The sequence below is a fragment of the Rhodopila sp. genome (assembly GCF_965276935.1).
Lineage (GTDB): Bacteria > Pseudomonadota > Alphaproteobacteria > Acetobacterales > Acetobacteraceae > Rhodopila.
On record NZ_CBDIBS010000004.1, the window covers coordinates 1,777,890 to 1,804,793 of the forward strand.

The following is a 26,904-nucleotide window of genomic DNA, read 5'->3' on the forward strand; positions in this document are numbered from 1 at the left end:
AATGCCGGCCCGACCATCATCAACGCCAGCAGGAAAACCACGTGATGCCGCATCAACCGACCCGCCGCTCGACGCTGTACGCGGGGGCGGCCGCCGTGTTGTCCTCGGCCTGGGTCCGCACCGCGCGGGGTGATGAAACCGGCACCCTGACGGTCGCGCTGTCGAACAATCCGATCACCTGCGATCCGATCAACATGGCCAGCCACGATACCGAAATCCTCAGCCAGAACATCTTCGAAAACCTTGTCGAGGTCGACATCGAGGGCAACCTGAAGCCGCAGCTCGCCAAGACGCTTCCCGCCATATCAACCGACAGCCTTGTCTATACATTCGACCTGCGCGACGACGTGTTGTTCCAGGACGGCAAGCCGGTGACGTCGGACGATGTGAAGTATAGCATCGAATACACCATCAATCCGGCCAACAAGGCGACACGCGGCCCGATCTTCAATCGCCTGTCGCATGTTGAAACGGACGGGCCGCACCGTCTGCACGTGTACCTGAAGGAACCCTTCGCACCCTGGACGTACTTCCTGACCAAGTTCATGGGCGTCTGGCCCGCCGGCTCGCGTGAGAAATACGGCCCCGACTACTTCCGCCTCAGCCCTAAAAACGTCGGCACCGGCCTGGGCATCTTTGAGGAATGGAAGCCGAACGACCATGTCAGCTTCACCCGCAATCCGCATTATTGGCAAAAGGGCCTGCCGCACTGGGATCGCCTTGTGGTCAAGATCGTGCCGGAGGACGCCACCCGCATCGCCTTCCTGCTGACCGGTCAGGCCGACATCATCGGTGCGCCGCCGCCGCGCGAGTTCAGCCGGCTAAAGTCCCGCAAGGGCATCCACGGCGAGGCCATCCCCACCCTCGGCGGCTGGACCGTCCTGCTGCAGAATCCGACCCGTCCGCCCTTCGATGACGTCGAGTTCCGCCGCGCCGTCGCCCACGCCATCGACCGCAAGACCATTGCCGAGAAGATCTATTACGGCTTGGTGGAACCGACCACCATCCCCGCGCCCGCCTCAAGCTGGTGGTGGGACAAGGAGGCCGACGCCATGTCGGCCTATAACCTCGATCTGGCCAGGCAACATCTGGCGAAGTCGAAATACCCCAACGGCGCCGCGTTCGACATGGACCTGCCGGCGGAGCCCTACCTGCTGGACGCCAAGGATGCCGCCGTCTTCATCCAGGCCGAGCTGGCCAAGCTGAACATAAAGGCCAACCTCAACATGGCGCCGTTTCCCACGGTCTCCGCCCGCATGCTTGGCGGCGACTACACCGCCAGTCTCGCCAACATCATGTCGCCCGGGGAGCCGACCTACTTCCTGATGGCCAACTTCACCGGCAACAGCTTCATGGCGAAAACCTCTGGCGGCATTGCGGACCCGGAGGTCGAGGCCGCGCTGAAGATCGCCTTCGCCGAAACCGATCAGGCAAAGCTCAAGCCGGTCTATGCGAAACTGATGAAGCACATGGCGGAAACATCGTACTACACCTGGATCGGCTATTTCGCCGCCGCCAACCTGTGGCGCGACCGGGTCAGGAACTTCAAGCCGAGCCGCGGACTGACCATCAACGTGCACGACGTGGCGCTGTCCTGATGCTCGGCCTGCTGCTCCGTCGTGCCGGCTTTTCATTGCTGTCGCTGGTGATCGTCACCTCTGCGCTGTTCGTGCTGACCCGCGCCATTCCGGACAGCCCGGCCCGCATCGTCCTGGGCCAGGACGCCACCCAGGCGCAACTGACGCAGTTCGAGCACGACCATGGTCTCGACCGCCCGGTCCTTGCGCAGTATGCCGCCTGGGTGGACAGGCTGGTGGTGCATGGCGACCTTGGAACGTCTTTCATCACCGGGCTGCCAACAGGACCGCAGATCCGCGCCACGCTGCCGGTCACCTTGGAATTCGTTGTCGTCGCCTTCCTGTTTTCCTGCGGCCTGTCGATCCTGGCCGGCACCTTGTCGGCCCTGCTGCGCGACACGCCGCTGGACTACGGCGTGCGGCTGGTCGCCGTTGTCGGCGTCTCGGTGCCCGGCTTCTGGCTGGCGCTGGTGCTGATCATGGGCTTCGCGGTGGACCGCGACTGGTTCCCGCCCGGCGGCGTCCAGCCCTGGTCGGCCGGCATCGCCACGCACCTTGATTCGATCGTTCTGCCAACGTTCTGTCTAGCCATCTTCTACATGGCGGTGCTCAGCCGCATGACCCGGTCCAGCATGCTGGATGTCCTCGACCAGGACTACATGCGCACCGCGCGCGCCACCGGATTGGCACCCTGGCGGGTGCTGGTCTACGCGCTGCGCAACGCCCTGGTTCCGGTCGTCACCATCGCCGGCATGTCGTTCGGCTACATGTTCGGCTGGGCCTTGGTGATCGAGGCGGTGTTCAACATCGACGGCCTGTCGCGCGCCCTGCTGACGGCGATCCAGCAGCGCGATTTCGTGCTGGTCCAGGGCGTCGTCATGGTGTTCACCTTCATCTTCATCCTGGCCAACCTGATCGCCGACCTGACCAATGCGTGGCTCAATCCCCGCCTCGCCGCGGTGCGCCCATGATCCGGCGCCTGGCCGCGCTGTGCGGCGGCCCCGCCGGGCTGATCGGTGCGTGCCTGGTGCTGCTGATCGTCGCCGGCGGCCTCGCCGCGCCGCTGGTGGCACCCTACGATCCGTTGCAGGTCGACATGACCGCGGTGCTGGAAGATCCCAGCGCGGCGCACCCGTTCGGCACCGACCAGTCCGGCCGCGACGTGCTCAGCCGCGTCATCTGGGGCGGCCGAGCGTCGCTGGAGGTATCGGCGCTGGCGGTGGTGATCGGCACGTTTGGCGGCATCACGCTGGGCCTGCTGGCCGGGTTCTTCAACGGCGGCTGGCTGGAGCAGTTGCTGATGCGCGTGCTCGACGCGATGGCGGCGATCCCGCTGCTGATCTGGGCCATCGCCCTGGTCGGCATCCTGGGCGTCGGCCCCTTCACCATCGCCGGCATCCCCTTCGGCAACGAGGTCAAGCTGCTCGCCCTGCTGGGCCTGCTATACATCCCGACGCTGGCCCGCATCGTCCACGCCACGGCGTTGGGCGAGGTCCGCGGCAACTACGTCGCCGCCCGCCGGCTGCAAGGCGTCGGCGGCCTGCGGATCATGCTGTCGGACGTGCTGCCCAACTGCCTGTCGCCGGTCATCGTGCAGGCGACCCTGCTGCTGGCGATTGGCATCATCATCGAGGCCTCGGTCAGCTTCGTCGGCCTCGGCGTGCAGCCGCCGCAGCCAAGCTGGGGCAACATGTTGGCCGACGCCCGCGACTACCTGTTCAGCGGCGAGTGGTGGCTGTCGGTGTTTCCCGGCGCGGCGATCTCGCTCAGCGTCATCGCCTTCAACCTGCTGGGTGACGGCCTGCGTGACGTGCTGGACCCCCGCCACACCGCCCAGGCGCTGACTGCATGACAGCGGATGCAATGCCCGCTGATGGAATGCCCCGTGGCGACATGACCGCTGATGGCAGGGTGGTGGACCTGCTGCGTATCGACGGACTGCACGTCGGCTTCCGCTCCGGCGATACGATGCGCGACGTGGTGCGCGGCGTCGATCTGCGGGTGGCGCCGGGTGAGGTTGTCGGGCTGGTCGGCGAATCCGGCTCCGGCAAGAGCATGACCGCGCTGGCGATCATGCGGCTGCTGCCGACCGGCGGCGGCATCACCAGCGGCCGCATCCTGTTCCGCGGCAACGATCTTGCAACTCAGGGCATACGCCAGATCAACGCGCTGCGTGGCAGCCAGATCGGCATGATTTTCCAGGACCCGCTGACCGCGCTCAATCCCGCCATGTCGGTTGGCCGGCAGTTGCTGGACGCCATCCGCGCGCACCAGGCGATCAGCCGCAGGGCCGCGATGACCCGGGCGGAGGAGTTGCTCGCCCTGGTCGGCATTCCCTATCCGCGCCAGCGCCTGCTGGCCTATCCACATGAATTGTCAGGCGGCATGCGCCAGCGGGTGATGATCGCGCTGGCGGTGTCCTGCAATCCTAGCCTGCTGATCGCCGATGAGCCGACCACCGCGCTGGATGTGACGGTGCAGGCGCAGGTGATGGACCTGCTGGACCGTATCCGCGCCGAGTTCGGCATCGCCATCCTGTTCATCAGCCACAATCTGGAACTGGTCGCCGAGATCTCCACTCGGGTGACAGTGATGTACGCCGGCCGCGTGGTGGAAACCGGCGATGTCCGGGACCTGTTCGCGGCACCCCGGCATCCCTACACGCGCCAGCTTATCCGTTGCATTCCCCGACTGGATGGCAGCCGCGGCGCGATGCCCACCATCCCCGGCCTGCCGCCGCGGATTGGCGCGCTGCCGCCGGGATGCCCCTTCGCGCCGCGCTGCGACCGGGCCGACGCGCGCTGTCGGGCCGACGAACCGCCGATAAGCTGGCGTGGCCGGCAGATGGCGGTGTGCTTCCACGCCGGCGAGAAGGCACTGGCATGAAGGCTGGTGCGCCACCGCTGATGCGGCTGGACGACCTGCGCAAATCCTATCGCCTTCGCCGCGGCCTGACCGACCGGCTGCGCGGCATCAACCGCGGCGTGACCGCGGTGGACGGCGTTTCGCTGTCGATCCAGCGCGGCGGCATCCTGGGCCTGGTTGGCGAAAGCGGCTGCGGCAAGTCCACCCTGGCGCAACTGATCGTCGGCTTGCTGGAACCCACCGGCGGCAAGATCCTGTGGGACGGCGCCAATCTGAAGACATTGGCCGGCAGCGCCCGTCTGGAGTACCGCCGCGGCGTGCAGATGGTGTTCCAGGACACCCATTCGTCGCTGAACCCGCGCAAGCGCATCCGCACCATCCTGACCGAGGCACTGGCCGCCCGCGGCCTGCATAAGCCGGACCGTGCCCCGCGCGTCGCCACCCTGCTGCGGCAGGTCGGCCTGGACGCGCAGCTTCTGGATCGCTTTCCGCATGAATTGTCCGGCGGCCAGCGCCAGCGGGTCGGCATCGCCCGCGCGCTGGCGATGGAGCCGGCGCTGCTGGTGGCGGACGAGCCGGTGTCATCCTTGGATGTCTCATTACAGGGACAGATCATCAACCTGTTGCGCCAGTTGAACGAGGACCTCGGGCTGACCATCGTGCTGATCAGCCACGATCTGGCGGTGGTCGCCCGGGTCTGTGACAGCATCGCGGTGATGTACGCCGGGCGTGTGGTGGAAAGCGGCATTCCGGACCAAGTTTTGACCACACCCCGGCATCCGTACACGCAGGCGCTGCTGGACGCGGTGCCGCGCGGCCTGGAACGGCGCGGGCGCAAACGCGGCGTGCTGCCGGTGGAAGCCGGCGCTACCCAAGGCGGCTGCCACTTTCGCGCCCGTTGCGCGCTGGCCCAATCGGTCTGCACCGAACAGGACCCGGCACTGCGGCCAAGTGGGCCAAACCATGATGTCGCGTGCCTGATGGCGCTGTGACAAAGTTCGCCTCTCGTTATGGCCGCGCCCTGTCATGACGGTAAGGCTGGATTTCACGTGGCCTCGCGCCCCGGCCATGGCGCGAAGGAAGGGACACCGTTGATCAGCCATGCGCCAGCCGCTGCCCCCCAGCCTCTATGCCGACACAGCCCGTCCGCCGCCCGAAACGCCGCCGCTCGATGGCGACCGGCGTGCCTCCGTCGCCATCGTGGGTGGCGGCTTCACCGGCCTGTCCGCCGCACTGCATCTGGCCGAACACGGCACCGACGTGGTCGTGCTGGAGGCGAATGAGCCAGGCTGGGGCGCCTCCGGCCGCAACGGCGGGCAGGTCAACCCCGGCCTGAAGCACGATCCGGACCGGGTGGAAGCCGACTTCGGCCGCGACCTCGGCAGCCGGATGGTGGCACTGTCCGGCAATGCCCCGAATGTCGTCTTCGACCTGATCCAGCGGCATCAGATCGCCTGCGCCGCCTTGCAATCAGGCACTCTGCGCGCCGCCATGCATCCGCGAGCCGGCAAGAACATTCGCATCTCGGCTGAACAAGGGATGCGCCGCGGCATGCCGGTGACGCTGCTCGACCGAGCCGCCGTCAGCCACGCTACCGGGACGGATCGCTACCATTCCGCCATGCTCGATCGCCGCGGTGGCCAAGTGAACCCCCTCGGCTACGCCCGTGGTCTGGCACAGGCGGCGATGCAGCAGGGCGCCACCGTGCATGGCGGCACCCGGGTGCAACGCCTCCACCGCGACGGCGGGCTTTGGCAGGTAAAAACCCCAACCGGCATCCTGCGTGCCGACAAGCTGATCCTGGCGACCAACGGCTACACCGGCGATCTCTGGCCGGGGCTGCGGCGCAGCATCGTGCCGGTCTACAGCGCCATCGCCGCCACCGGGCCGCTGCCCGACTCGCTGGCGCGGCGCATCATGCCGACGCGATCCGTGCTGTATGAGATCGGCAACGTCACGGTGTATTATCGCCTCGACCCGGATAACCGGCTGCTGATGGGCGGCCGCGGCATGCAGCGCGACATCGCCACACCCGGCCAGATCCAGTACCTCATCGACTACGCCATCCGCCTTTGGCCAGCCTTGCGCGGGGTGAAGTGGACGCATGGCTGGAACGGCCAGCTCGCCATCACGCCTGACCATTACCCGCATATCCACGAACCGGCCGACACCGTGCTGGCCTGTCTCGGCTACAACGGCCGCGGCGTGGCCATGAGTTCGGCCATGGGACCTGAACTGGCACGCCGAGCCCTGGGTGGACGGGCGGCGGAGATCGCCATGCCGATCACCGGCATCAAGGAGATGCCGTTCCATGCGCTGTGGCGCTCCGCTGTCGCCGCCCGCGTCGCTTACGGCCGCATTCGCGACTCGCTCGGACTGTAGGCGGGCACGGAATTTGCTTGGCTAAACCCGGCCTGAGCGGTCGAATAACTGGTGGAGTTTCCTGATGTCGCGAAAGCCATTCCATCTCGCCTGGTTCTTGCAAGGCTCCAGCGCGCAGGCCTGGGGTGAGCCGTGGACCGGCCATATCGGCCAGACCTGGATGCAGCCGGAGCTGTTCCTGGACATGGCGCGCTGCCTGGAACGCGCCTGCTTCGACTACATCCTGCTGGAAGATAGCTCCTATGTCGGCGAAAGCTACGCCGGCTCGACCGAGGTCTACCTGAAGCACGCCATCGCCGTGCCGCGGCAGGACCCGTCCGTGGTCGCCGCGCTGATGACGCAGGTGACCTCGCGCATCGGCATCGTTCCGACCTTCGGCACCTATGCCTATCCGCCGTATCTGCTGGCGCGGCTGATGGCGACGCTCGATCAGGTTTGCGCCGGCCGGACCGGCTGGAACATGGTTACCGGAAGCTCCGACTTCGCGGCGATGAATTTTGGCCTGAACGGCATGCCGGAGCACGATCTGCGCTACGACATGGCCGACGAATATATTGATGTGGTCAAGCAACTTTGGGCATCGTGGCAGCCGGACGCGATTATCGCCGACCGCAAAAGCGGCATTCTGGTGGACCACACCAAGGTCCACGCGGTGAACTACGAGGGTAAATTCTACCAGACCCGCGGCCCGCTGAACTCAGGTCCCGCGCCGCAGGGCCAGCCGGTGATCGCCCAGGCCGGCGGCTCGCCGCGCGGGCGCGAATTCGCCGCCCGTCACGCCGACACCATCGTCGCCCACCCCAAGGGTATCGACGGCATGAAGGCGTACCGCGACGACGTCCGCCGGCGGATGGTGGCGCACGGACGCAATCCGGACGACTGCAAGGTGCTGTTCATGATCGCGCCGATCATCGGCGAGACCGAGGCCGACGCCCAGGAACGCAAGCGGCTGCGGGAAGCCCGCGCGGCGGCGGCGCTGCCGCAACGGCTGGCGCATCTAGGCAAGCTGATGAACATCGACTTCGGCAGGATGGACCTGGACGCGCCGCTGCCGGAACTGTCCACCAACGGCCACCAGCAGACGCTGGACCAGTTGAAGAAGCTCGCCGCCGGCCGGACGCTGCGGCAGACCATGGCCGACCACAACGTCACCGCGCTGTCGGTGGAACTGATCGGCACGCCGGACAGCGTCGCCGCCCGCATGGGCGAGATCATGGAGGAAGCCGGCGGCGACGGCTTCCTGTTCTCCATGCCTAACGTCAGCCGCAAGCTGCTGGCGGAAATCGAGGACGGCCTGGTGCCTGCCCTGCAGGACCGCGGCCTGGTCCGCCAGAGCTACAGCCACCAACAGTTCCGCGACAACCTGCTGGAGTTTTAGTCGAATGACGAAACACACACTCGGCCGGCGCGCGGTCATCGCGGCCGGACTGGCGTTGCCCTTCATCAATACCCGGGCCAAGGCCGATCTGCCGGAACTGACCAGCATTCCGGAAAAGCTGAAAGGCACCGGCGAACTGCGCATCGCCACCTTTGGCGGCTTCATGCAGCAGTCACAGAAGAAAGCCTATTTCGAGCCGTTCGAGAAACTCAGCGGCATCAAGGTCAACGACTTCGCCGGCTCCGACTTCACCAAGATCAAGGCGATGGTCGACACCGGAACGGTCGAGTGGGACCTGGCGCAGACCGGCCGCGGCGCGGTGCTGAACCTGCAGAAGAAGGGCGATTACTTCGAGCCGATCGACTACAACCTGGTCGATCCCGGCGTGGGCGAGGATTTCCGCTTCGATCGTGGGCTGGAGATGCTGGTCTGGGCGCAGGTATTGGCCTTCCGCACCGATGCCTTCAAGGGCGCCAAGCCCAGCGGTTGGGCCGACTTCTGGGACACCAAGAAATTCCCCGGCGACCGCACCCTGATCGGCGCCGGCAGCGGCAACAATCCGGAGCTGGAATTCGCTCTGCTGGCCGCCGGCGTGCCGGCCGACAAGCTGTATCCACTCGATCTGGACATGGCGTTCGCCAGCTACGACAGGATCAAGTCCGATGTGGTGAAGTGGTGGGAAACCGGCGCGGTGCCGCCGCAGATGCTGACCGATCGGGAAGTGGTGCTGGCCAGCGTCTGGAACGGCCGTATGGCGGCGATCCAGAAGGCCGGCGTGCCGGCGGCGGTAAGCTGGCCGCAGGGGCTGATGAAGCGCGACTGCTGGGCGGTGCCGAAAGGTGCGAAGAATGCCAGCAACGCCATGAAGTTCATCGCCTTCTCCACCATGGCGATCCCGCAGGCCCGGCTGTCCTCGCTGATCCCGTATGGCTTCGTCAACGACAAGTCGCCTGAGTACATGACCGCCGAACAGATGGCGCAACTGCCCAGCGCGCCGGCGATCCGCTCGCAGTTGATCCCGTACGATTACCAGTGGTGGGTGGACAACCGGGACACCGTGATCAACCGCTTCAACAAGTGGTTGCTGGGATGAACGGCGCGGTCGTCACGCTGACCGGACTGCAAAAAGCCTATGGCGGTGTCGGCGCCGTGTGCGGCGTTTCCCTGGAAGTCGGCGCCGGTGAGTTCCTCACCCTGCTCGGCCCCAGCGGCTCCGGCAAGACCACCACGCTTATGATGATTGCCGGCTTCGAGACGCCGACCGAAGGCGATATCACCATTGATGGACGCTCGGTGGTCGGGGTCTCGCCGCACCGGCGGAACATCGGCATGGTGTTCCAGAACTACGCGCTGTTCCCGCACCTGACGGTGGCGGACAATATCGGCTTTCCGCTAAAACAACGTGGCATCGGCAAGACCGAGCGCGGGCGCATGGTGGGGCAGGCGCTGGAACTGGTGCACCTGCCGAGCTATGGCAGCCGGTATCCGCGGCAACTGTCCGGCGGCCAGCAGCAGCGGGTGGCGCTGGCCCGGGCCATCGTCTTCCAGCCGCGACTGCTGCTGATGGACGAACCGCTCGGTGCGCTGGACAAGCAACTGCGCGAAAGCATGCAGCTCGAGATGCGGCGGCTGCATGCCGAACTTGGCATCACCTTCGTCTACGTCACGCATGACCAGGAAGAAGCGCTGACGATGTCCGACCGCATCGCGGTGATGAACGAAGGCCGTATCGCGCAACTCGACCGGCCGGAGGCGCTGTATGACCGGCCGGCCAGCCGGTTCGTGGCATCGTTCCTGGGTGAGTCGAATTTTCTGCCCGGGATCGTGCACGGCTTTCAGGGGGAGGACATCGTCGTCGCCGCCTGCGGCGGAACCATGGTGCGCGCGGTGGCACCCGGCCGACCGGCGCAAGGAGACAAGGTGCTGCTGACGATGCGGCCGGAGCGGATGCGGTTCGCCGACAGCGCGCCGTGTCAGGGGCTGAACCGTCTGGCGGCGACCGTGACCGAGGCGGTGTTCGCCGGCGAACGATGCCGCTATCTGCTGCAAGCGCCGGATGGCACGCCGATGGTGCTGAAGGAACCGTCCGGCGCGGCCATCCGCCGCCGCATGGTGGGGGAAATGACGGACATCGCCTGGTCCGCCGCGGATACCGTCGTTGTCTGAGGCACTCGCCTTCCCAGCCCTGGCCCCGCTGTCGCGCATTCGGTTGCGCTGGCGGCTCACCGTCCCGGTGCTGATGGTCGCCCCACTGCTGGTCTTCATGCTGGTCTTCTACATCGAGCCGGTGCTGGCGATGCTGCTGCGCAGCGTGGCGGAACCGCACTGGACGCTGTCCAACTACACGCAACTGGCCGGCGACACGGTGTTCCTGCACGTCTTCTGGACCACCTTGCGCACCGCGCTGGCGGTCACCGCCGGCACGCTGCTGCTGGGCTACCCGGTGGCGCTCGCCCTGGTGCGACCGGGACGCGCGGCGACCGTCACGCTGGTCATCGTGCTGCTGCCGTTCTGGACCAGCATCCTGGTGCGCAGCTACGCCTGGATGGTGCTGCTGGGCCGGCACGGCCTGGTGAACGAGGCCCTTACGGCCGGCGGCCTCATCGACCACCCGCTGCGCATGCTGAACACCTCGATCGCGGTGCATATCGCGATGATCCACATCCTGCTGCCCTACATGATCCTGCCGATCGCCAACGCGCTGCGGCAGATCGATCCATCCCTGGCGAAGGCGGCGCTGGGCCTGGGCGCGTCGCCGTTCCGGACATTCCGCGATGTGATCCTGCCGCTGTCGATGCCGGGCGTGGCGGCGGGTGTGCTGCTGGTGTTCGTGCTGTCGCTGGGGTTCTACATCACGCCGGCCTTGGTCGGCGGGCCGCGCGACATGACGATCTCCATGCTGATCGCGCAGCAGGTGGATCAGTTGAACTGGCCCTATGCCGCGTGCCTTTCCGCGACGCTGCTGGCAACGACCCTGGCAATCATGGCGGTGTTCCAGCGGCTGTTCAGGGTGGGCAACGCGTTTCGGCTGACCGGGCGATGAGCGGGCTTCCCATATCGCCCGGGGCCCCGGTTCCACATCAGGGCATGGCCACCACCGCTCCGTGTCATGACGGCGTGGTCACCGCCTCACCGTACGGCGCGGCGGCCACTCTTCTTGGTAACGGCACGGCCACCGCGCCACGTCATGCCATGGCCACCGCTCCGTGTCATGACGGCACGGCCACCGCTCTACGTCACGGCGCGCCGGCCACCCCGCTACGTCATGGCGGGCGAGGCCCTCCCTCGCGCGCTCGGTCGCCCGCCATCCACGCCTTCGCCCAGCCAATCCCTGTAGGGCCTGGAAGCCGGTCCTCCCTCCGCCACAACGGGACCCAGACCGAATGACCGGCGGCCAGCGCCTGATGCGGGTGGTCGTCGCGCTGATTCTGCTGGTCATGATCGCGCCCATCGTCGTGGTGGTGCTGCTGTCGTTCTCCTCGGCCAGCTACCTGACCTTTCCGCCACCGGCGTTCGGCCTTCGTTGGTACCGGGAATATCTGGGCAGCCGCGACTGGCTGGACGCGACCTGGCTGAGTTTCGAGGTCGCCGGTGCCGTCGTCGTCCTGTCCACCATCCTGGGCACCCTCGCGACAATCGGCCTTACCCGGCTTCCGCCGCTGGCGCGCATGCTGGCGACCGGCGTGATCCTGTCGCCGCTGATCATGCCGGTGATCATCGTGGCGATCGGCGTCTACTACGCGTTCGCCAAATATGGGCTGGTCGGCACGCCGGCCGGGCTGGTGCTGGCGCATACCTGTCTGGCGGTGCCATTCGTGGTGACCAGCGTCGGCGCCAGCCTGGCGGGCTTTGACCGGCGGCTGGAACAGGCGGCACTTAGCCTGGGGGCGACGCCGTTCGGCACCTTCCGGCAGGTGACCTTGCCGCTGATCTTCCCCGGCGTGCTGGTCGGCGCGCTGTTCGCCTTCATCACGTCATTCGACGAACTGGTCGTGGCGCTGTTCCTGTCCGGCGCCAACGCGGTCACCTTGCCACGACGAATGTGGGAGGATCTTCGCTACGCGCTGGACCCGACCATCGCCGCCGTGTCGACCTTAACCATCGTGCTGACGGTGGCGCCGCTATTGTGGGCGCATCTGCTTCGGCGGCGAGCCGATCGGTTGCGTCTCGGCTGAACGCGGACAGCCGAGCTGTCCGCATGGCGGTGCGCCGGACGCCAGGCCCGCATGCGGCCGCAAGCAGGCTCATTCCAGCAAATCCCGGCAGTGAAGATCGTCAACAGCCAGCAGAATACGCTGGAGGTGGCTCCACCAGATCATTGGCGGGATATTGTTTGCCGCCTGCCACACCGGCGTAATCATCTGCCACAGCACGGACAGGCGGTAATCCTCGTCCAGGTCATGGCGATCGTAGCCGCTGACGCCGTGCGCCAGCAGCACCGCATGGTAATGATCCAGCAGCGTTCGTTCCAGCCGATGCCGCCGGTCAGGATACCAGTGAACCGCCATCATGTAGGCGAGGTCATTGGTCGGAACATTGACGCGCCAACCGTCCCAGTCAAGCAAGCGGACATCGTCGCCACCGTCGCGTGGCAGCAAGCAGTTCCAGACATGCGCATCGCCGTGACCGATCGTCATGTTCCTGTGGCTGTGATAGCGCCGGTGCAGCCGAGGCGCGGCGCGAAACAGCCGCTGGTACAGATCACGCCGCGCCGGTGGCAGGTCATCACCTAATCGATCAGCAAAGCGGGTGAATTGTTCAGCGGACCATTTCGTGCGTCGGTCCATCGCCGCGACATCAAACCAGCTTCCGACCGAGGTTCCCAATCGCGGGTCGTCCCACCATGTGGCATGAAACCGCGCCAGCGCCGTCAGGATGGCCTCGCACTGTGTCCGCGTCGGTGGCAGCGGCCACTGGGTCGGGAGGATGTGCGAGTCCGTAAGGTCTTCAAGCAGCAAGTGCCAGCCGTGCTTGGCTTCGTCATAGTGTGCCTCAAAACAACCTGGCACGAGGCGCGCCGGCAGAGACGGCGCAATGCGGGTGTAGAAGGCCACCTCCTGCCGGCCGCCCTGCCAGGCACCGTCGATCCGCGCGGGAACCGCGGTTTTCAGGATGACCGAGGCCGGAGCGACGGGTGCGATGCCGCTGTAGGTCAGGCGCAACCGGATGATCCTGGAGAGGATCAGATCCCGCTCGCTGGCGACAAGCACATCGCGCACGCACGTATCACCGAGCAGACCGCATCGTTGCAGAGCCGTGGTAAGGTGTTCAGCGCTGGCCGCGTACGGCAATGAGCCCATTGCTCACGATCCTGATCCGATACCTTCACCATAGGCCACGCGCGTTCAGCCCTACAGGGTTGTATCAGCCAGCCTCGCGCATCGAAGCCCGCGTTTCCGTGAACGGATGCTCCGTCCCGCGGAGCCGCCGCCTGATCTCTCCCAACAGATCAAATCCCTCTAGCGGACGACTATCATTCCATTATCTCGCGTTCCCAGGCCGAGGCGCCACGCTCGACAGCAGCGGGCCCAATCCCTCCGCCATGGTCGGATGCGCGATAATGGCGTCGCGCAAAGCGGTGAAAGGCAGCCCGGCCAGCATGGCGGTCTGCACCACGGCCATGACCTCGCCAGCCTCTGGACCCACCATGGCGAAACCAAGGATGCGATCGCTGTCAGCGGCGATCAGCATTTTCATGAAGCCCTTCGTCTCGTCCAATGTCCGGGTGCGCAGAACGAACGCCATCGGCAGCTTTGCAATGCGGAACGCGATGCCCTGGCGCTGCGCTTCCGCCTCGCTCAATCCCACCCGTCCGAGCGGCGGATCGGTGAACATGCAATAGGGCACCAGGCGGTCGCGCGTGGACCGGTTCATGCCGGCCAGATTGTCCCGGATGACCCGGAAATCATCGAAAGACACATGCGTGAACTGGGGGCTGCCGGCGCATTCGCCGATCGCCCAGACATCGGGCGCGCTCGTCTCCAACCGCTCGTTGACCTGGATAAAGCCATGGTCGTTCAACGCGACCCCAGCCACGTCTAATCCCGCGCCGGCGGTGTTGGGAATTCGCCCGGTGGCGACCAGGATGTGGCTGCCTTCAATGGTCCGCGTCCCTTGCGACGTCTCCACGACAACGCCGACAGCTTGCCCGGACCGCCCCTGCACGCGATGCACCGTCGCCGAAACAACGATGTCGACACCCTCGTCGCTCAGGACACGCCGCACCTCATCGGCGACATCCGGGTCCTCCCGCCCAGCAAGCCGCGGCCCATGCTCGATGATCGTGACCCGGCTGCCGAAGCGGCGATAGGCCTGCGCGAATTCCAGGCCAACATAGCCGCCGCCGAGCACAAGCAGGTGGTCGGGCAGTTCGTCAAGTTCCAGCGCCTCGATATTCGTGAGCGGCAGCGCGGCCTCCAGGCCGGGAATGCCCGGAATCGCCGGGTGGGTGCCGACATTGATGAACACCTGATCGCCTGCCATGACGCGGCTGCCGCCATCGTTCAAGCGCACCTCGAGCGTCTTTGGCGCGACGAAGCAGCCTTGTCCCATGACCAGTTCGGCGCCGCTTGCCTTGTAGAGCTGCAGATGCAGGTCGACGAGGCCCGCGACCATGTCGCGCTTGCGCTGCCGCACTTGCACCATGTCGACGGCGACCGGGCCTGTCGTCGTGCCGAATTGTCTCGCATGACGCGCCAGGTCAGCAACCTTGGCGCTCCAGATCTCGTTCTTGCTGGGCAGGCAATTGGTGTTGGGGCAGGCGCCGCCAACCAGTCGCCGTTCGATGACGGCGGTTCGCCGGCCGGATCGTGCGAGGTGCCAGGCCAGATATTTACCGCCTTCTCCGCTGCCAAGGATCAGGGCGTCGAACCGCTCGGGGTCAGCCATGGTGATCTCCTTTCAGGTTGCAGCCCTCGGCGCCTGCCAGGGCGGTTCCAATCAGGTGGCTCCACCTTAGACCATGATCGTTTAACGTTGCATCATTGCCGGTGTCGGATCATGGTCTAACTCATTGTTTGATCGCGTGATTCACGCCTTCTGACTGGGTCAGCCTCCGGCGATCACGCTATAATCCATCATGGTTCGGCTGGTCCGGGCGATCTTCTCACCAACGGCCAGGGGCGAGACAACCCTCCCTCGCATGCCTGGTCGCCGGCCATGACGAGTTGGCGCAACGTGATCGGAAATTGTTCTGGTCATAAAGCGCACCGTTCGCAGTGTCTAGATCGCCGGGGCCATGCTTCGCCCAATGCGAAGGGCCATATTTCATCCGGACCGCCGTGGCACGAAACGCCAGCCGCCTGAAGAACTCGTCCGCTACGCCTCCGCGAACGGATTCTTCGTTCCCCGGAACTGCAACCGGATCGGCGTTCCCGGCAGATCGAACTCCGCCCGTAGACTGTTCACCAGATAGCGCTGGTAGTCCTCCGGCGTCTGTTCGGCACGCGTGCCGAACGCCACGAAGGTCGGCGGTCGAGCCTTGGCCTGGGTGAGGTAGCGCAGCTTGAGGCGGCGGCCTTGCACCAGGGGCGGCTGGTGACGCGCCAGCGCGCCTTCGAACCAGCGGTTCAGTTCGCCGGTGGGCACGCGCTTGTTCCATACATCGCTTGCCTTGCGCACCGCCGGCAGCAGGCGGTCCACCCCGGCGCCGGTCAGCGCCGACAGGGTGACCACCGGGATGCCCTTCATCTGTGCCAGGCTGTCCTCCAGCCGTTCCGTGATCGCGCGGCGTGCGGCGTTGCGGTCGGGCACCGCGTCCCATTTGTTCAGCGCGACGACGCAGCCCCTGCCTTCGCGCTCGATCAGGCGGGCGATCTGCAGGTCCTGGTCGTGGATGCCCTCGACGGCATCCAGCGTCAGCACGACGATCTCGGCCATCTTGAGTGCCTCGATCGCGGAGCTGACCGACATTTTCTCCAATGGCGCCTCGATCCGCGCACGGCGGCGCAGGCCGGCGGTATCCACCAGTTCAATTGGGCGGCCGTCGGCGTCGGTCAGGATCACCGCGATCGCGTCGCGGGTCAGCCCGGGTTCGGGACCCGTGATCATCCGGTCCTCGCCCAGCAGCCGGTTCAGCAACGTGGATTTGCCGGCATTGGGGCGGCCGACGATCGCCAGCTTCAGCGGCCGGTCAGCGTCCGGGTCGGCGGCCGGCGGTTCAGCGGGAAGCCGGTCGGCGATCTCCGACATCAGGTCGGCGATACCCTCGCCATGCTCCGCCGACACGCCCACCGGATCGCCCAGTCCCAGCGCATAAGCCTCCAGAATGGCCGAGGTCGCCGCGCGACCTTCCGCCTTGTTCGCGACCAGCAGCACCGGCTTGCCCTGGCGGCGCAGCCACTGGGCGAAATGCCGGTCGGCCGGCGTGACGCCAGTGCGGGCATCCAGCACGAACAGCACCAGATCCGCCTGTTCCACCGCGCTGGCCGACCCGGCGCGCAGCCGGCCGGCCAGGGTCTCCGGCGCGGCTTCCTCCAGCCCGGCGGTGTCGATCAGCGTGACGTCGCGGCCGCGCAGCCGAGCCTCGGCCTGCTTGCGATCGCGGGTGACGCCGGGGGTGTCGGCGACCAGCGCGATCCGCCGGCCCGCGAGGCGGTTGAACAGCGTGGATTTTCCGACGTTCGGGCGTCCGGCGATCACGACGATGGGCGGCATGGGCGTCCTCCGACGTGGGGTTGCTTTATCTTATCGCAGCGCCAGCAACTGGCCGTTGTTGATGATGATCAGTACGGTGCCGTCGGCGATAACCGGAACCAGCGGCGCGGCGGCGGCGGACAGCTTCTGGTGGCCGAGGATTTCGCCGGTATAGGGGCTGACCGACAGCGAGTCGTCACTGGTGCCGGTCACGATCAGGCGGTCCTCGACCAGCAGCGGGCCGTACCAGGTCAGGGTGTTGCTTTTGTCCGGCGGGTTCTTCCAGCGCGGCAGGTCGGTGATCCAGGCGATCTTGCCGTCGGCCAGATGCACCGCGGCAAGCTCCTGCTGGACCGAGATCACGAACAGCCAGTCGCCGGCGACAAAGGGTGTTTCCTCCCCGGCCACCTGGCGTTCCCACAGCCGGCGGCCGGTGGGCACGTCGTTGGAAACCAGCAGGCCGCCCATGCTGATGGCGAAAACCTGGCCACTGTCGATCACCGGGGCGCCTCTGATCGACAGGAAGTCGGCCACGCTGCTGCGGCCGCGCTGCGCGCCCAGGCCATCGGTCCAGACCACGCTGCCGCTTTCCGCGCGCAGGGCGGCCAGTTCGCCCGATCCGAAGCCGGCGATGACCAGGCCTTGATAATAGGCGGGGGCAGGATGCCCCAGCAGGGCGGTCACCGGTTCGGCTGCCTGATAGGTCCAAAGCTGGCGGCCGTCCTCGGCGGCGAAGGCCAACAGATGGTCGTCGATGGTCGTAAGGAAAATGCGTCCGTCGGCGATGGTGGGCGCGGAGCGGGCTGGCACGCCGATGTCGCGCCGCCATCTCTGTTTCCCGTCCGTCATGTCCAGGGCGACCAGTTGCGACAATCCGTTGACAGCATACAAGATCGACTGATCCAGGCCCAGACCGCCGCCCACATTGGTGCTGTCCGTATGCTTGGGTTTGCTGTCAACCCGCCAGATCCGCGATCCGTCGGCCAGGCGGAAGGCGCGGACCACGGCGTCGGAGTCCATGGTGAACACCATGCCGCCGGAGACCACCGGCTGCGCCAGGATGACCTGCCGATAGCCGCCGCCTTCGCCGATTCTCGCCTTCCACACCTCCGCAAGGCGATCGTTGGCGGCGAGATGGCCCATCAGGTGCGCCGGGTTGCCGCCCGCCTGCGGCCACGCCGCGTTGCGCACCGCCGGCGGCAGGACGACCTTCGGGGCATCCTTGTCCACGCTCAGGCCGCGGCCAGGCGCCAGGACGGCTTCCCGCGTGCCCGGAATAGGCGGCTTCGTGTTGCTGAACAGGTCGCAGCCGGTCAACGCCAAGGGAAGCACAAGCGGGGCGAGAAGCGCTGCCCGCCGGGAAAGGGCGGTTGTGGAAGACGGTATCGCACAGACGCCAGGCGGTATCCTCCGTCGGTCGGTCATTCGTCGCCCATTCCCGTGAGCATCGCCGCCGCGCGCTGGCGCAGGCCGGTCGGCGCCGCGATATCGATCGACAGCGACTTGAAGGCGGCTTTCGCCTCGGCCTTCTTGCCCTGCCGCAGATCGAGCAGGGCGAGTTGCTCGCGCGCCAGGGCAAACCAGGGATTGTCGGACGTGGCGAGCGGCTTCAGGCGCGCTTCAAGCTCCGCCGGATCGCCATGATCGAGCTGGCGCTGCGCCACCATCAGGCTGGCGAGGTCGCGCAGCAGCCGATCGGCCGACGGATCGGCCGCCACCTGATTCCACAGCGCCACGGCGCCGGCCAGGTCGCCGCCATCGGCTTTCAGTTCGGCGGCGCGCAGGCGGCTGAGCGTGCGGTAGCCTTCCGGCGCGGTGGCGGCCTGCCGATCGAGCATGGCGATCGCAGCGGCCTTGCCCGACGCCGGCACGGATTCGGCGGCCGTCTGGGCGGCGATATAACGCTGCGCGGCGGCCATGTCCTGCCTGCTTTGCCACCGCTCCCAGAGCTGCCAGCCGACGGCGGCCCCGATAATCGCCAAAGCGACGGCGATGATGACCCAGGCGTACTTCTTGAGCAGCCTTGCAGCCCGTTCGGCGCGAAGGTCTTCCTCGACCTCGTCGAAAATATCAACCACGCGGTTCTCTCGTTTGTCGAATGCCGCCGGGTTCGCGGCGGCGGCGGACCATAGCGGCGGCGATGCGTGCCCGCAAACCGCCCGTATGGAAAGGGTTCATTTACCTTTCCGGGGTAGCATCGCCGGATGCGGATATTTCAGGCGGTATGGCTTGCGGGCGTTGTGGCTGGCGCGCTGACAGGCTGCGGCGTGTCGGACAATCTGGCGGCGACCGTGGGGGTGGTTGCCACCGTCGGCACCGTGCCGGTGATCGGGCGGAGTCCATTCGATGCGGTCTATTCGCTGGCGACCGGACGGGATTGCTCGGTCGTGCGGCTGGACCAGGGGAAAAGCTACTGCCGGCCGATCGACCCGCCGCCGGAAAGCCCGGCGTTCTGCACCCGTAGCCTGGGGACGGTTAACTGCTGGTCGGACCCGGCCACGCTGCCGGATCATCCGATGCCGGTGGCCGACGGACCCAGTTTTCTGACGCCGGAGCAGGAGGCTTACCGGCTGCGGCGCTGGCCGTGACAAGCGGTGATTGAGCTTTGCGCGGAATGCCGGTATAGAACGGCTATCGGGCTCGTCAGGGTCCGGATGGACCCGTAGCTCAGCTGGATAGAGCGTCGCCCTCCGAAGGCGAAGGTCGCACGTTCGAATCGTGTCGGGTCCGCCAAATCCTTCGATGGTTTAGCTGCCTTATAGCAACCACATGGCTACCAGGTGACGGGCCGTGTCGGGCAATGAGCGGACAGATCCCAATAGCGCTTAATTTGGCTGAGCGAAACGTTTGAAGCACACGAATGATGTGGCTAAAAAAGCGCTGGACGGCCTTCAGGCCATAATCAACTTGAAGGCCACCCAGGACGAAGTGCATCAGGCCGTTCTCCGGCATTCGCATCGGAATGAGGCGTGACCGGTTAGAAAATGCCTTGCATAGCTCGACAACCGGTTCAAAAAGGTTACGACTCGTTCCGTTTGCCGCCCAATCGAACCACACAAGCGGCAGTCTACGCCTCAGTGTCTATAGTGTTGCCAGGAAAGCGACAAGATCGGCCTTCTCCTGGTCCGTCAATCCAATCTGGAACCGATCGTCGTAGAACGCGACAACAGTCGCCAGATCGGGCGCCGAACCATTGTGGAAGTACGGTGGACGCGCGGCGAGGTTGCGCAGCAACGCCGTCTTTACCTTGCCAATGTCAGCACATTGTCCGGTGATCAGTGCTCGTCTCAGGTCGGTCACCTGCCGATCCGTTCCGGCGAACGGGCCTGATTCGCAATGGACGGTGAACACCGGCAGATCAGCGAGACTAAGGCTGGTTCCACCAGCCATGGCCGCGGGCGCTGTCGCGATCCCAAGATCGAGAAACTCGCTGCTGCTGTGATTGCCAACCTGCGGCGTATTGTGACAGGCCGAGCATGTGCCCGGTATGCTGGATTTTCCAGTGACGTCGTTCAGCCCGGCGACCCCGGTAATCGCGAACGACTTCTCGTTGAAGATGTTCTGGCCGCGCGCGATGGACGCCTTGTTTGCATCCGGACTATTGTTCCAGTTAAAGAACATGGTCATTGTGGATGGATTGAAGCTCGGGCCAGGCGGGTTGATGTTCGACACGAACGGAATGGCCGAGAGCGCCACCGACCCACCCTGCGCGCCGTCCGCGGTAAGGTCACCCGCGGCATTGTCGTAGGTCTGCGCGGCAAACAGCGCACTCTCGAACTGGATGATCTGATCAATCTGATCAGCGACGGGCGGTGCGGCGCTCTGGGCATGGATCAGCACGGCATCGCTGGCCTGGGATGCAAGACTTGGTTCACGTCCGTCCCACATGATGCTTGTAAGAAACGGCAAGTTCGCCAACGGTTGCGGGCGCCGATATTCCGAGACGATGCCCGTGGTTGGGCTGGTCAATCCGGTTGCTGGATTACTCGTGCAGTTATACGGATCGACCACGTCCGTGATTGAAAATTGCAGGCTGTCCATTGCGGGCATCGGGATGAACACCAGCGCCTGACCACACGGTCCAATTCGAACTTCGCTTGACAAGTTGCCCATCAAGCCCTGAAAGATCACACCGGCTGCGAACAAGCGTCCTGCCACGGCGTCTGGACCGCGCCGCTGCCTCGCTCAAGCACGCTGGCCACGATCTCGCCCGACGATCGGTTTTATTGGTAAACGCTAGAATTTCGCGATCAAACGAAGAGTTAGTCATGACCGGACGGGAAGACGTAACCTCAAACGATCATCGCTTCGTGCCTGTAGTCTCGATGCAGCAATCAACGCGTTCGGCCACAGGGCAATGATGATCCGTCGCGGCAGATCCCAAGCCGGCGCATGAGCATTCCATTCCTCGCCTGCATGGCCGCCGCCGCCGCGTTCTACCACTTGCCACCGCGCGTTCTGCCATCGATCCAGATCGTGGAAGGCGGCAAGCCTGGTCTGGCACGGATCAATGCGAATGGTTCGGCGGACCTGGGCCTGATGCAAATCAACACCCTCTGGATACAACCACTCGCCAGCTTTACACACCTGAACCCGGGCATCGTGGTAGACCGCCTGTTGCGCGATCCCTGCTTTAACATCGCCGCATCGGCGGCGATCATGCGGCTCTATCTGATCGAGGCCAATGGCAACCTGATGGCGGCGATCGGTTACTACCATTCCCACACGCCAGGTCTGAGCGCCGTCTACCAGGACAAGGTCCTTGCCGCCGCGACCGCCTTGTTCGCCCGTCAAGGCACACAATAATGACGGTTACAAGAAAGCCACGTCCTCTCATCCGACCGTGACTTTCCCCATCGGCGTCGGCTGCTATGCCTGAACACCACAAAACGACTAGAAAGCCAACGCATGAGCACCCGCCCCCGCCGTGACGAAACTGGGTTCACCCTGCTTGAGCTGCTCGTCGTCATCGCCATCCTCGGCCTGCTGATCGGCCTCGTCGCCCCAGCCGTCCTGCGTCAGCTCGGCAATGCGCGCGTCTCCGTCGCCAAGCAGTCGATCGAACGCATCGATTCGATCCTCGACATGTACAAGCTGGACGTCGGCAGCTATCCGACAACCGATCAGGGGCTACGCGCGCTGGTGGAGCAGCCCACCGGCGTGACGACCTGGAACGGGCCGTATGTGAAAGGTGCCGTGCCGGTCGATCCATGGAATCATCAATATGCCTACCGGGATCCTTCAAACCGCCCCGGACACGATTTCGATCTATGTTCGGAAGGCCCCTCCGGGACCGGTGGCAATGAAGAGATTTGCAATCAGTAAACACCGGGGCGCCATGTATATTGATCGGTCGGCGCGACGCCCTCAGCCGTCATGGCAGGCCGACCCTCCGGCGGCATGACGGACACGCACCGCTTTCGCGTCGAAACCTTCACCGCGTGGTATCAATCCAGGATCACGGCTGCAGCCGCAATTGCTGCCGAAGCCGGGAACTCGGGTCCGATTGCCCAGACGGCCGCAGGTTATTCAGCAGGTTCGGCACCGCCGCCGCATTGATCAGTTGATCGCGCAAGTCGTCCGTCAACGCCCGCGCATCGCGTTGATCATGGATGACATGCGGCGTGATCAGGATCAGCAGTTCCGTCCGCTGCCGCGTGTTGTTCTGGTTGCCCGCCAGCAGACCCAGGATGGGAACGTCCTTCAGCCAGGGAATGCCCTGGTTGCCGATGGACGCGCGGTCGGTGATCAAGCCAGCCAGCCCGATCGTCTGCCCGTCCTGCACGACGACCCGAGATGTCACGTTGCGGTCATCGAACGTTGGCGAGTTGATGCCGGGCGTCGTGATAATTGTCGAAACATCGCTGACGTCCTGCATGACATCCATGGTGACCAATCCGCCGCTGTTGACGCGCGGCGTGACCGTCAGGATCACGCCGGTCTGCTGGTAGTTGATCGAACTGACAACCGGCGCGTTGGATGAGATAGTGCTCTGCGACGTCTGGCTGAGGAAGGGAACCACGCTGCCCACCTGCAGCCGAGCCGGCTGATTGTCCAGCACCAGAAGCTCTGGCGAGGACAGCACATGCACCGTCGTCACCTGCTGCAAGGCCTGGATGGCGAATGGTATGCCGCCGGCGCCGCTGCCGCCGAGGAAGAATCCGGGAAAGCTGAGGTTGAGGCTGGCCGCCGCGGGTGTGGCCGGTGCCGTCGTGGCCGTGCCGGTATTCAGAATGCCGTTGATGCCGCCGGATTTGAAGAAAAACTGCGTGCCATATTGTAGATTATCGTTCAGCGTCACTTCGGCGATCACCGCATCGATCCTGACCTGCAGCGGCAGGATGTCGATCTTGCGCAGCATCGCCTCGATCGTGCCAAGCTCGCGGTCCGTGCCATAGGCCAGGATGGAGTTGTTCTGGTCGTCCGGGATGATTCTCAACATGTCGGTTTCAGTCTCGCTGCCGCCTGATCCGCCGAGACCTCCGAGCAACGGATTCGCGCCGCCGGCCGCCGGCTGCGCTGCCCGCGGCGCGGCGCCCCCGGTCGACGGTGCCGCATTGGACTGACCTGTCAGCGACCCGCCGCCCAGCGAGCCGCCGCCGCCACCTGACAGACCGGACTGCCCAAGGCCGCCGCCGCCGCCGCCGGTCAAGCCCCCGCCACCACCCGCGCCCGTCAGCCCCCCGCCACCGCTTGCCCCGAACACACTGCCGCCCTGACCGCCGCTCTGCGGCCCCGCCTGCGCCTGGCTTTTGGCCGTCGGCTGGGCCGTGACATTGTTCGGCGTGAATGCCTGCTGCAGGACGTAGGCGACATCCTCGGAGTGGCTGTTCTGCAGGTAGTAGACATGCCAGCTCCGCAGGCTCTGCCGCCGGGCACGATCGATTAGCGCGTAGACCCGCCGCGCCTCGTCGACATAATGCTGCTGGGGTGAGACAATCAGGACGGCGTCAATGCGTGACAGCGGAATGACCCGCACCAGTCCGGACAGGGCACCGCCATTCTGGCTTCTGAACGCATCCTGCAAGGCCGAGGCGAAATCCTTGACGTCGCCGTTGGTGACCGGCAGCACGGCATAGGACTGCCTGGCGAGGATGTCGACGTCGAACGCCTTGATCAGCCCGATCAGGCCTTCACGCGCCGCCGGCTCGCCGGCAACCAGCAAGGCGTTCCGGCCTGGATCGGCGGCGATCTTGCCGCCGTCCCCCACATAGGGCTGCAACACCTTAACGAGTTCCTCGGCCGACGCATATTGCAGCGGAACCACGACCGCGCCCGCCGCCCCGCCGCTGGTCGCCGCTGTCGAGATCGCCTGCGCGATCGGTTCGATGCGATATAACGCGCCATTGGTCACCAGCGCCGCACCATTCTGCGCCAGCAACGACTCCAGCGTCGGCACAAGTTCGGAGCGGTTGAGCGGCCGAACCGTGTGCAACGTCGCGGTGCCATGGACGGCGGGATCGATGGTATAGTTCACCTTCAGGATCGTTCCCAGAATTTGAGCAACGACCGCCCTGATATCGGTATCCGCGAAATCAAGGCTGATGTCGCCGGGGCCTTGCCCTGACGGCAGCGGCTGGGCCGACGCTCCCGTACCCGTGCCGCCACCGGCGCCATAGGAGGTCTGGGCCGGCGGCACGGCCTCCGGCGAGCCAATTGCGCCGTTGACGCGCGGTGGTGCCGCGGCACCACCCTGCGGCAGTGCGGACAACGCCGGGATGGCGGGCGGCGACGGATGGCTGCAGCCCGCGATCTGGGCAAGGCCAAGGAGCAACGTCAGCGACCGGCTTGATCGCTTCTTGCGAACGATGTCTGCCCGCATTTCGTCATTATACTCCGCGCCGTCCGTATTCAGTCTCACCGATGGACCGAAGCGACGGCCGGCAGCGACGCATTCCCTTGTGACCAAGGGGCGCGTTCATACGATAAAGGTTGACCATCGGTAAGAAGTGACCTGCGTTCATCGGTTGGAAATTATTGACCTTGTGAGCAAATCACCCATGACTTTTCGGTGTCCGCCCCCCGCTGAGGTCTATAGCCCGGCATGATGGGATAGGTCATCATTTTCGATGTCGGTACTCCATGACGAAGACCCACAGCGTCGTGCTCTCGAAATTCCAAACGCTCATGATCCGACGCTGGAATCCTTGATCTTGCCGCGGCAGGCTTCAGAATCCGGCCGCGACGACAGCCTCGCCGGCAGCTCGATTGACACGTTCATGCAACAAGATGTTTATGCGCGGCGTCGCGTTTTGAAAGTCCGCCGACGCCACGGCTAGCAGCACGTAGCGCGCGTTGCCGGTTCCCACCGCCGTCGCGATGATCCGCAGGACCGCGTCACCATTGATCCGTTGCGATCCTTCGGTGACGTCGGCCACGCCGGCACTGTCGGTCAGCGCGCGGGCGACGACCGGATCATGCGTCGTCATGTCGGGATCGTCATCGGTCAGCACCGTCAGATGCGGGGCCAGCCGCTCGAACAACGCGGGCGTCATGCCCAGCACATCCGCCAGTTCGCCGACGCTTTCGAACGGCGTCCCCGGCGGCCCATAGGAACGGCCGGCCGCCCGGTACTGCGGTGCCTGGGCTGCATTCTGCCGGGTGTCGTTGGTCTGGTTGTGCCAGTCGACGATGGCGATGGCGAGCCGGTCGGCCACCGCCGGCGCACTTCCCACGTCGATGATCAGGGCTCGCAGCAACGCCGTCGACGCCGTGTTCAGGTTGATCCGGTCAGCCTCGTTCTCGACCCGCACCAGGACCGGCGTCGGGCCAACCCGGATCTCCCGGACAACGCCATCAAGCTGAAACTGCGGATCCCGCGCCGCCAGCATCGAGAACATCACATGCGCGACCGCGCCATCAGCCGCCGCCTGCAGCACGGCTTCCTGCTTCAGGTTATCCGCCAACTGCGTATCCGACCGCCCCGCGGCGACGATCTGGGTTCCCAGCAGCGCGAGAAACCCGACCGTCCACAGCACGATCAGCAAGGCGAATCCCCCCTGGCGGCCGCTGCTTTGGCCGCCCACACTTTGGCCACCCCGCGTTCGGCCACCGCGCGTTCGATCCCTGATCATGGCCGCGACAAAAGCGGCGCCGCGACGATATCCGGCCAGCGCGGTGCGTTCTTTCCGGCCAGCGTCACACGCAGCCGGATCAGCAGCGGAAGATCCGGTTCGTGCCAGCTCGATGTCCAGGTTCCCGAGGTTTGCCAGTATTCGATCCCGATGCGTCCGACTCCGCTCATCAGATCGGTTTCCCGCACTGGCGGCGAAACCCCGAACCGGTCCCAGTGGTGATACGGGCGCCAGCGCAGCACGAGCCGTCTGCCGGACACCGCCAGCGCCGCCTCGATCCGCACCGGCATCGGCCCCGCATCCGGCACGCGCAACTGCGTCAGCCCGGTCAGCGTGTTCGCTGTCCCCGTGATGGACGGCCGCGCCTCATCCTCACTCGGCGCGAAATTCTCGATGATCGAGCGAAGACTGCGGTCGACCGCCTCCAGGTCGGTCTTGCCGTCGGACAATTTGGCATCCTGCCGCCAGGCCGTCAGCCCAAAGCGTACGGTCTGGCTCAGGCCGACCAGCAGAAGGCCGAAGACCGCCAAGGCCACGATGATCTCCAGCAAGGTAAAGCCGGCGGACCGCCGCGCCCTCATCCGCCGACCTGCTCGGTTTCAAGCCGCACCTGCCGCTCCGTCCCGCCATCCTTCCAGCCGATCCAGACGGTCACCCCGTACAGCACCACCCGCAAGGACGTGTTTGCGCGCGGCCCGATCAGACCCACCGGACGGAGTGCCGCGCTGGCTTCCGGCGCCACCCGCAGGCGCCACTGGAAGCCGCCGCCGTCATCGCCGCGCTGGTCGACCGCAGCAAGCCTGGTGCCATGCGTCGCGGCGGCGAGGCGCGATCTCGCTCGCACAATGGCCTGATCATACAGGCTGGCCGTCTGTGTCGCGTGCAGACCGGTTCCCACTGCCTCGAACAGCGCCACCGCCGCCATGCCGGCGATGATCAGCGCGACCATCACCTCCAGCAGGGTAAAACCCCGCATGTGGACGCGCCTCATGCG

24 protein-coding genes and 1 tRNA gene are annotated in these 26,904 nt (G+C 65.6%); 15 read left to right on the forward strand and 10 right to left on the reverse strand.

Features of this window, described 5'->3' with window-relative positions:
• The first annotated feature begins 44 nt into the window (after positions 1 to 44).
• From ACQY4S_RS24575 to ACQY4S_RS24625, 11 genes are all read left to right on the forward strand, one after another.
• On the forward strand, positions 45 to 1,598 hold the full coding sequence (locus tag ACQY4S_RS24575; protein ID WP_428487811.1) for an ABC transporter substrate-binding protein: 1,554 nt from the start codon (positions 45 to 47) through the stop codon (positions 1,596 to 1,598).
• On the forward strand, positions 1,598 to 2,548 hold the full coding sequence (locus tag ACQY4S_RS24580; protein ID WP_428487812.1) for an ABC transporter permease: 951 nt from the start codon (positions 1,598 to 1,600) through the stop codon (positions 2,546 to 2,548). Before ACQY4S_RS24575 ends, ACQY4S_RS24580 begins: the two co-directional genes overlap by 1 nt.
• Positions 2,545 to 3,429, forward strand: a complete 885-nt coding sequence (locus ACQY4S_RS24585) for an ABC transporter permease (RefSeq protein ID WP_428487813.1) — start codon at positions 2,545 to 2,547, stop codon at positions 3,427 to 3,429. The genes ACQY4S_RS24580 and ACQY4S_RS24585 overlap by 4 nt, the downstream gene beginning before the upstream one ends.
• The gene (locus tag ACQY4S_RS24590; RefSeq protein ID WP_428487814.1) at positions 3,426 to 4,463 is read left to right on the forward strand and encodes an ABC transporter ATP-binding protein; all 1,038 of its coding nucleotides are present in this window, start codon (positions 3,426 to 3,428) and stop codon (positions 4,461 to 4,463) included. The genes ACQY4S_RS24585 and ACQY4S_RS24590 overlap by 4 nt, the downstream gene beginning before the upstream one ends.
• A complete protein-coding gene (locus ACQY4S_RS24595; RefSeq protein WP_428487815.1) occupies positions 4,460 to 5,434 on the forward strand; it encodes an oligopeptide/dipeptide ABC transporter ATP-binding protein in 975 nt (324 codons plus the stop codon). The genes ACQY4S_RS24590 and ACQY4S_RS24595 overlap by 4 nt, the downstream gene beginning before the upstream one ends.
• Positions 5,435 to 5,543: 109 nt before the next feature.
• Positions 5,544 to 6,824 (forward strand): NAD(P)/FAD-dependent oxidoreductase, encoded by a 1,281-nt coding sequence (locus ACQY4S_RS24600; RefSeq protein ID WP_428487816.1) that lies wholly within the window; start codon positions 5,544 to 5,546, stop codon positions 6,822 to 6,824.
• Between the two features lie 64 nt (positions 6,825 to 6,888).
• Positions 6,889 to 8,202: an NtaA/DmoA family FMN-dependent monooxygenase gene (locus ACQY4S_RS24605; protein WP_428487817.1), complete on the forward strand. Its 1,314-nt coding sequence runs from the start codon at positions 6,889 to 6,891 to the stop codon at positions 8,200 to 8,202.
• A gap of 4 nt (positions 8,203 to 8,206) precedes the next feature.
• Positions 8,207 to 9,295, forward strand: a complete 1,089-nt coding sequence (locus ACQY4S_RS24610; RefSeq protein ID WP_428487818.1) for an ABC transporter substrate-binding protein — start codon at positions 8,207 to 8,209, stop codon at positions 9,293 to 9,295.
• On the forward strand, positions 9,292 to 10,368 hold the full coding sequence (locus ACQY4S_RS24615) for an ABC transporter ATP-binding protein (RefSeq protein ID WP_428487819.1): 1,077 nt from the start codon (positions 9,292 to 9,294) through the stop codon (positions 10,366 to 10,368). Before ACQY4S_RS24610 ends, ACQY4S_RS24615 begins: the two co-directional genes overlap by 4 nt.
• On the forward strand, positions 10,361 to 11,245 hold the full coding sequence (locus ACQY4S_RS24620; RefSeq protein ID WP_428487820.1) for an ABC transporter permease: 885 nt from the start codon (positions 10,361 to 10,363) through the stop codon (positions 11,243 to 11,245). The genes ACQY4S_RS24615 and ACQY4S_RS24620 overlap by 8 nt, the downstream gene beginning before the upstream one ends.
• Positions 11,246 to 11,585: 340 nt before the next feature.
• Complete coding sequence (locus ACQY4S_RS24625) at positions 11,586 to 12,377, forward strand: ABC transporter permease (RefSeq protein WP_428487821.1); 792 nt, start codon at positions 11,586 to 11,588, stop codon at positions 12,375 to 12,377.
• Positions 12,378 to 12,446: 69 nt separating this feature from the next.
• On the opposite strand, the gene ACQY4S_RS24630 is transcribed toward ACQY4S_RS24625, so the two are convergent.
• The 5 genes from ACQY4S_RS24630 to ACQY4S_RS24650 form a co-directional block, all read right to left on the reverse strand.
• A complete protein-coding gene (locus ACQY4S_RS24630) occupies positions 12,447 to 13,421 on the reverse strand; it encodes a hypothetical protein (RefSeq protein WP_428487823.1) in 975 nt (324 codons plus the stop codon).
• Positions 13,422 to 13,683: 262 nt separating this feature from the next.
• The gene (locus tag ACQY4S_RS24635; protein WP_428487824.1) at positions 13,684 to 15,090 is read right to left on the reverse strand and encodes a mercuric reductase; all 1,407 of its coding nucleotides are present in this window, start codon (positions 15,088 to 15,090) and stop codon (positions 13,684 to 13,686) included.
• A 429-nt stretch (positions 15,091 to 15,519) separates the two neighbouring features.
• Entirely contained in the window at positions 15,520 to 16,857 is a 1,338-nt protein-coding gene (der, locus tag ACQY4S_RS24640; RefSeq protein WP_428487825.1) for a ribosome biogenesis GTPase Der, read from the reverse strand.
• A gap of 30 nt (positions 16,858 to 16,887) precedes the next feature.
• Positions 16,888 to 18,261, reverse strand: a complete 1,374-nt coding sequence (locus ACQY4S_RS24645; protein ID WP_428487826.1) for a PQQ-binding-like beta-propeller repeat protein — start codon at positions 18,259 to 18,261, stop codon at positions 16,888 to 16,890.
• Positions 18,258 to 18,914: a tetratricopeptide repeat protein gene (locus tag ACQY4S_RS24650; protein ID WP_428487827.1), complete on the reverse strand. Its 657-nt coding sequence runs from the start codon at positions 18,912 to 18,914 to the stop codon at positions 18,258 to 18,260. The genes ACQY4S_RS24645 and ACQY4S_RS24650 overlap by 4 nt, the downstream gene beginning before the upstream one ends.
• A gap of 126 nt (positions 18,915 to 19,040) precedes the next feature.
• Between ACQY4S_RS24650 and ACQY4S_RS24655 the strand changes: the two genes are divergently transcribed.
• The gene (locus ACQY4S_RS24655; RefSeq protein WP_428487828.1) at positions 19,041 to 19,424 is read left to right on the forward strand and encodes a hypothetical protein; all 384 of its coding nucleotides are present in this window, start codon (positions 19,041 to 19,043) and stop codon (positions 19,422 to 19,424) included.
• A gap of 68 nt (positions 19,425 to 19,492) precedes the next feature.
• Positions 19,493 to 19,569: transfer RNA gene (locus tag ACQY4S_RS24660), tRNA-Arg, on the forward strand.
• Positions 19,570 to 19,917: 348 nt separating this feature from the next.
• Here ACQY4S_RS24660 and ACQY4S_RS24665 read toward each other — a convergent pair.
• Complete coding sequence (locus ACQY4S_RS24665) at positions 19,918 to 20,940, reverse strand: hypothetical protein (RefSeq protein WP_428487829.1); 1,023 nt, start codon at positions 20,938 to 20,940, stop codon at positions 19,918 to 19,920.
• Between the two features lie 288 nt (positions 20,941 to 21,228).
• Between ACQY4S_RS24665 and ACQY4S_RS24670 the strand changes: the two genes are divergently transcribed.
• Together ACQY4S_RS24670 and gspG are read left to right on the forward strand one after the other, a co-directional pair.
• Entirely contained in the window at positions 21,229 to 21,642 is a 414-nt protein-coding gene (locus ACQY4S_RS24670) for a lytic transglycosylase domain-containing protein (RefSeq protein ID WP_428487830.1), read from the forward strand.
• Positions 21,643 to 21,744: 102 nt separating this feature from the next.
• Positions 21,745 to 22,161 carry a type II secretion system major pseudopilin GspG gene (gspG, locus tag ACQY4S_RS24675; protein ID WP_428487831.1) on the forward strand — a complete coding sequence of 139 codons (417 nt, stop codon included), beginning with the start codon at positions 21,745 to 21,747 and terminating at the stop codon, positions 22,159 to 22,161.
• A 133-nt stretch (positions 22,162 to 22,294) separates the two neighbouring features.
• Here gspG and gspD read toward each other — a convergent pair whose 3' ends face one another.
• The 4 genes from gspD to ACQY4S_RS24695 all read right to left on the reverse strand — a co-directional run bounded on the left by gspD (position 22,295) and on the right by ACQY4S_RS24695 (position 26,901).
• On the reverse strand, positions 22,295 to 24,658 hold the full coding sequence (gene gspD, locus ACQY4S_RS24680) for a type II secretion system secretin GspD (protein ID WP_428487832.1): 2,364 nt from the start codon (positions 24,656 to 24,658) through the stop codon (positions 22,295 to 22,297).
• Positions 24,659 to 25,004: 346 nt separating this feature from the next.
• Positions 25,005 to 25,814 (reverse strand): general secretion pathway protein GspK, encoded by an 810-nt coding sequence (locus tag ACQY4S_RS24685; RefSeq protein ID WP_428488491.1) that lies wholly within the window; start codon positions 25,812 to 25,814, stop codon positions 25,005 to 25,007.
• Positions 25,815 to 25,906: 92 nt separating this feature from the next.
• Entirely contained in the window at positions 25,907 to 26,491 is a 585-nt protein-coding gene (locus tag ACQY4S_RS24690; protein WP_428487833.1) for a PulJ/GspJ family protein, read from the reverse strand.
• On the reverse strand, positions 26,488 to 26,901 hold the full coding sequence (locus ACQY4S_RS24695; protein WP_428487834.1) for a type IV pilus modification PilV family protein: 414 nt from the start codon (positions 26,899 to 26,901) through the stop codon (positions 26,488 to 26,490). Before ACQY4S_RS24695 ends, ACQY4S_RS24690 begins: the two co-directional genes overlap by 4 nt.
• Positions 26,902 to 26,904 lie beyond the last annotated feature (3 nt).

Bases quoted from the DNA above. Each gene is read 5' to 3' on its own strand.
- ACQY4S_RS24575 (WP_428487811.1), top strand. From the start codon at position 45: ATGCCGCATCAACCGACCCGCCGCTCGACGCTGTACGCGGGGGCGGCC.
- ACQY4S_RS24580 (WP_428487812.1), top strand. From the start codon at position 1,598: ATGCTCGGCCTGCTGCTCCGTCGTGCCGGCTTTTCATTGCTGTCGCTG.
- ACQY4S_RS24585 (WP_428487813.1), top strand. From the start codon at position 2,545: ATGATCCGGCGCCTGGCCGCGCTGTGCGGCGGCCCCGCCGGGCTGATC.
- ACQY4S_RS24590 (WP_428487814.1), top strand. From the start codon at position 3,426: ATGACAGCGGATGCAATGCCCGCTGATGGAATGCCCCGTGGCGACATG.
- ACQY4S_RS24595 (WP_428487815.1), top strand. From the start codon at position 4,460: ATGAAGGCTGGTGCGCCACCGCTGATGCGGCTGGACGACCTGCGCAAA.
- ACQY4S_RS24600 (WP_428487816.1), top strand. From the start codon at position 5,544: ATGCGCCAGCCGCTGCCCCCCAGCCTCTATGCCGACACAGCCCGTCCG.
- ACQY4S_RS24605 (WP_428487817.1), top strand. From the start codon at position 6,889: ATGTCGCGAAAGCCATTCCATCTCGCCTGGTTCTTGCAAGGCTCCAGC.
- ACQY4S_RS24610 (WP_428487818.1), top strand. From the start codon at position 8,207: ATGACGAAACACACACTCGGCCGGCGCGCGGTCATCGCGGCCGGACTG.
- ACQY4S_RS24615 (WP_428487819.1), top strand. From the start codon at position 9,292: ATGAACGGCGCGGTCGTCACGCTGACCGGACTGCAAAAAGCCTATGGC.
- ACQY4S_RS24625 (WP_428487821.1), top strand. From the start codon at position 11,586: ATGACCGGCGGCCAGCGCCTGATGCGGGTGGTCGTCGCGCTGATTCTG.
- ACQY4S_RS24635 (WP_428487824.1), bottom strand. From the start codon at position 15,090: ATGGCTGACCCCGAGCGGTTCGACGCCCTGATCCTTGGCAGCGGAGAA.
- der (WP_428487825.1), bottom strand. From the start codon at position 16,857: ATGCCGCCCATCGTCGTGATCGCCGGACGCCCGAACGTCGGAAAATCC.
- ACQY4S_RS24645 (WP_428487826.1), bottom strand. From the start codon at position 18,261: ATGACCGACCGACGGAGGATACCGCCTGGCGTCTGTGCGATACCGTCT.
- ACQY4S_RS24655 (WP_428487828.1), top strand. From the start codon at position 19,041: ATGCGGATATTTCAGGCGGTATGGCTTGCGGGCGTTGTGGCTGGCGCG.
- ACQY4S_RS24670 (WP_428487830.1), top strand. From the start codon at position 21,229: ATGAGCATTCCATTCCTCGCCTGCATGGCCGCCGCCGCCGCGTTCTAC.
- gspG (WP_428487831.1), top strand. From the start codon at position 21,745: ATGAGCACCCGCCCCCGCCGTGACGAAACTGGGTTCACCCTGCTTGAG.
- gspD (WP_428487832.1), bottom strand. From the start codon at position 24,658: ATGCGGGCAGACATCGTTCGCAAGAAGCGATCAAGCCGGTCGCTGACG.
- ACQY4S_RS24690 (WP_428487833.1), bottom strand. From the start codon at position 26,491: ATGAGGGCGCGGCGGTCCGCCGGCTTTACCTTGCTGGAGATCATCGTG.
- ACQY4S_RS24695 (WP_428487834.1), bottom strand. From the start codon at position 26,901: ATGAGGCGCGTCCACATGCGGGGTTTTACCCTGCTGGAGGTGATGGTC.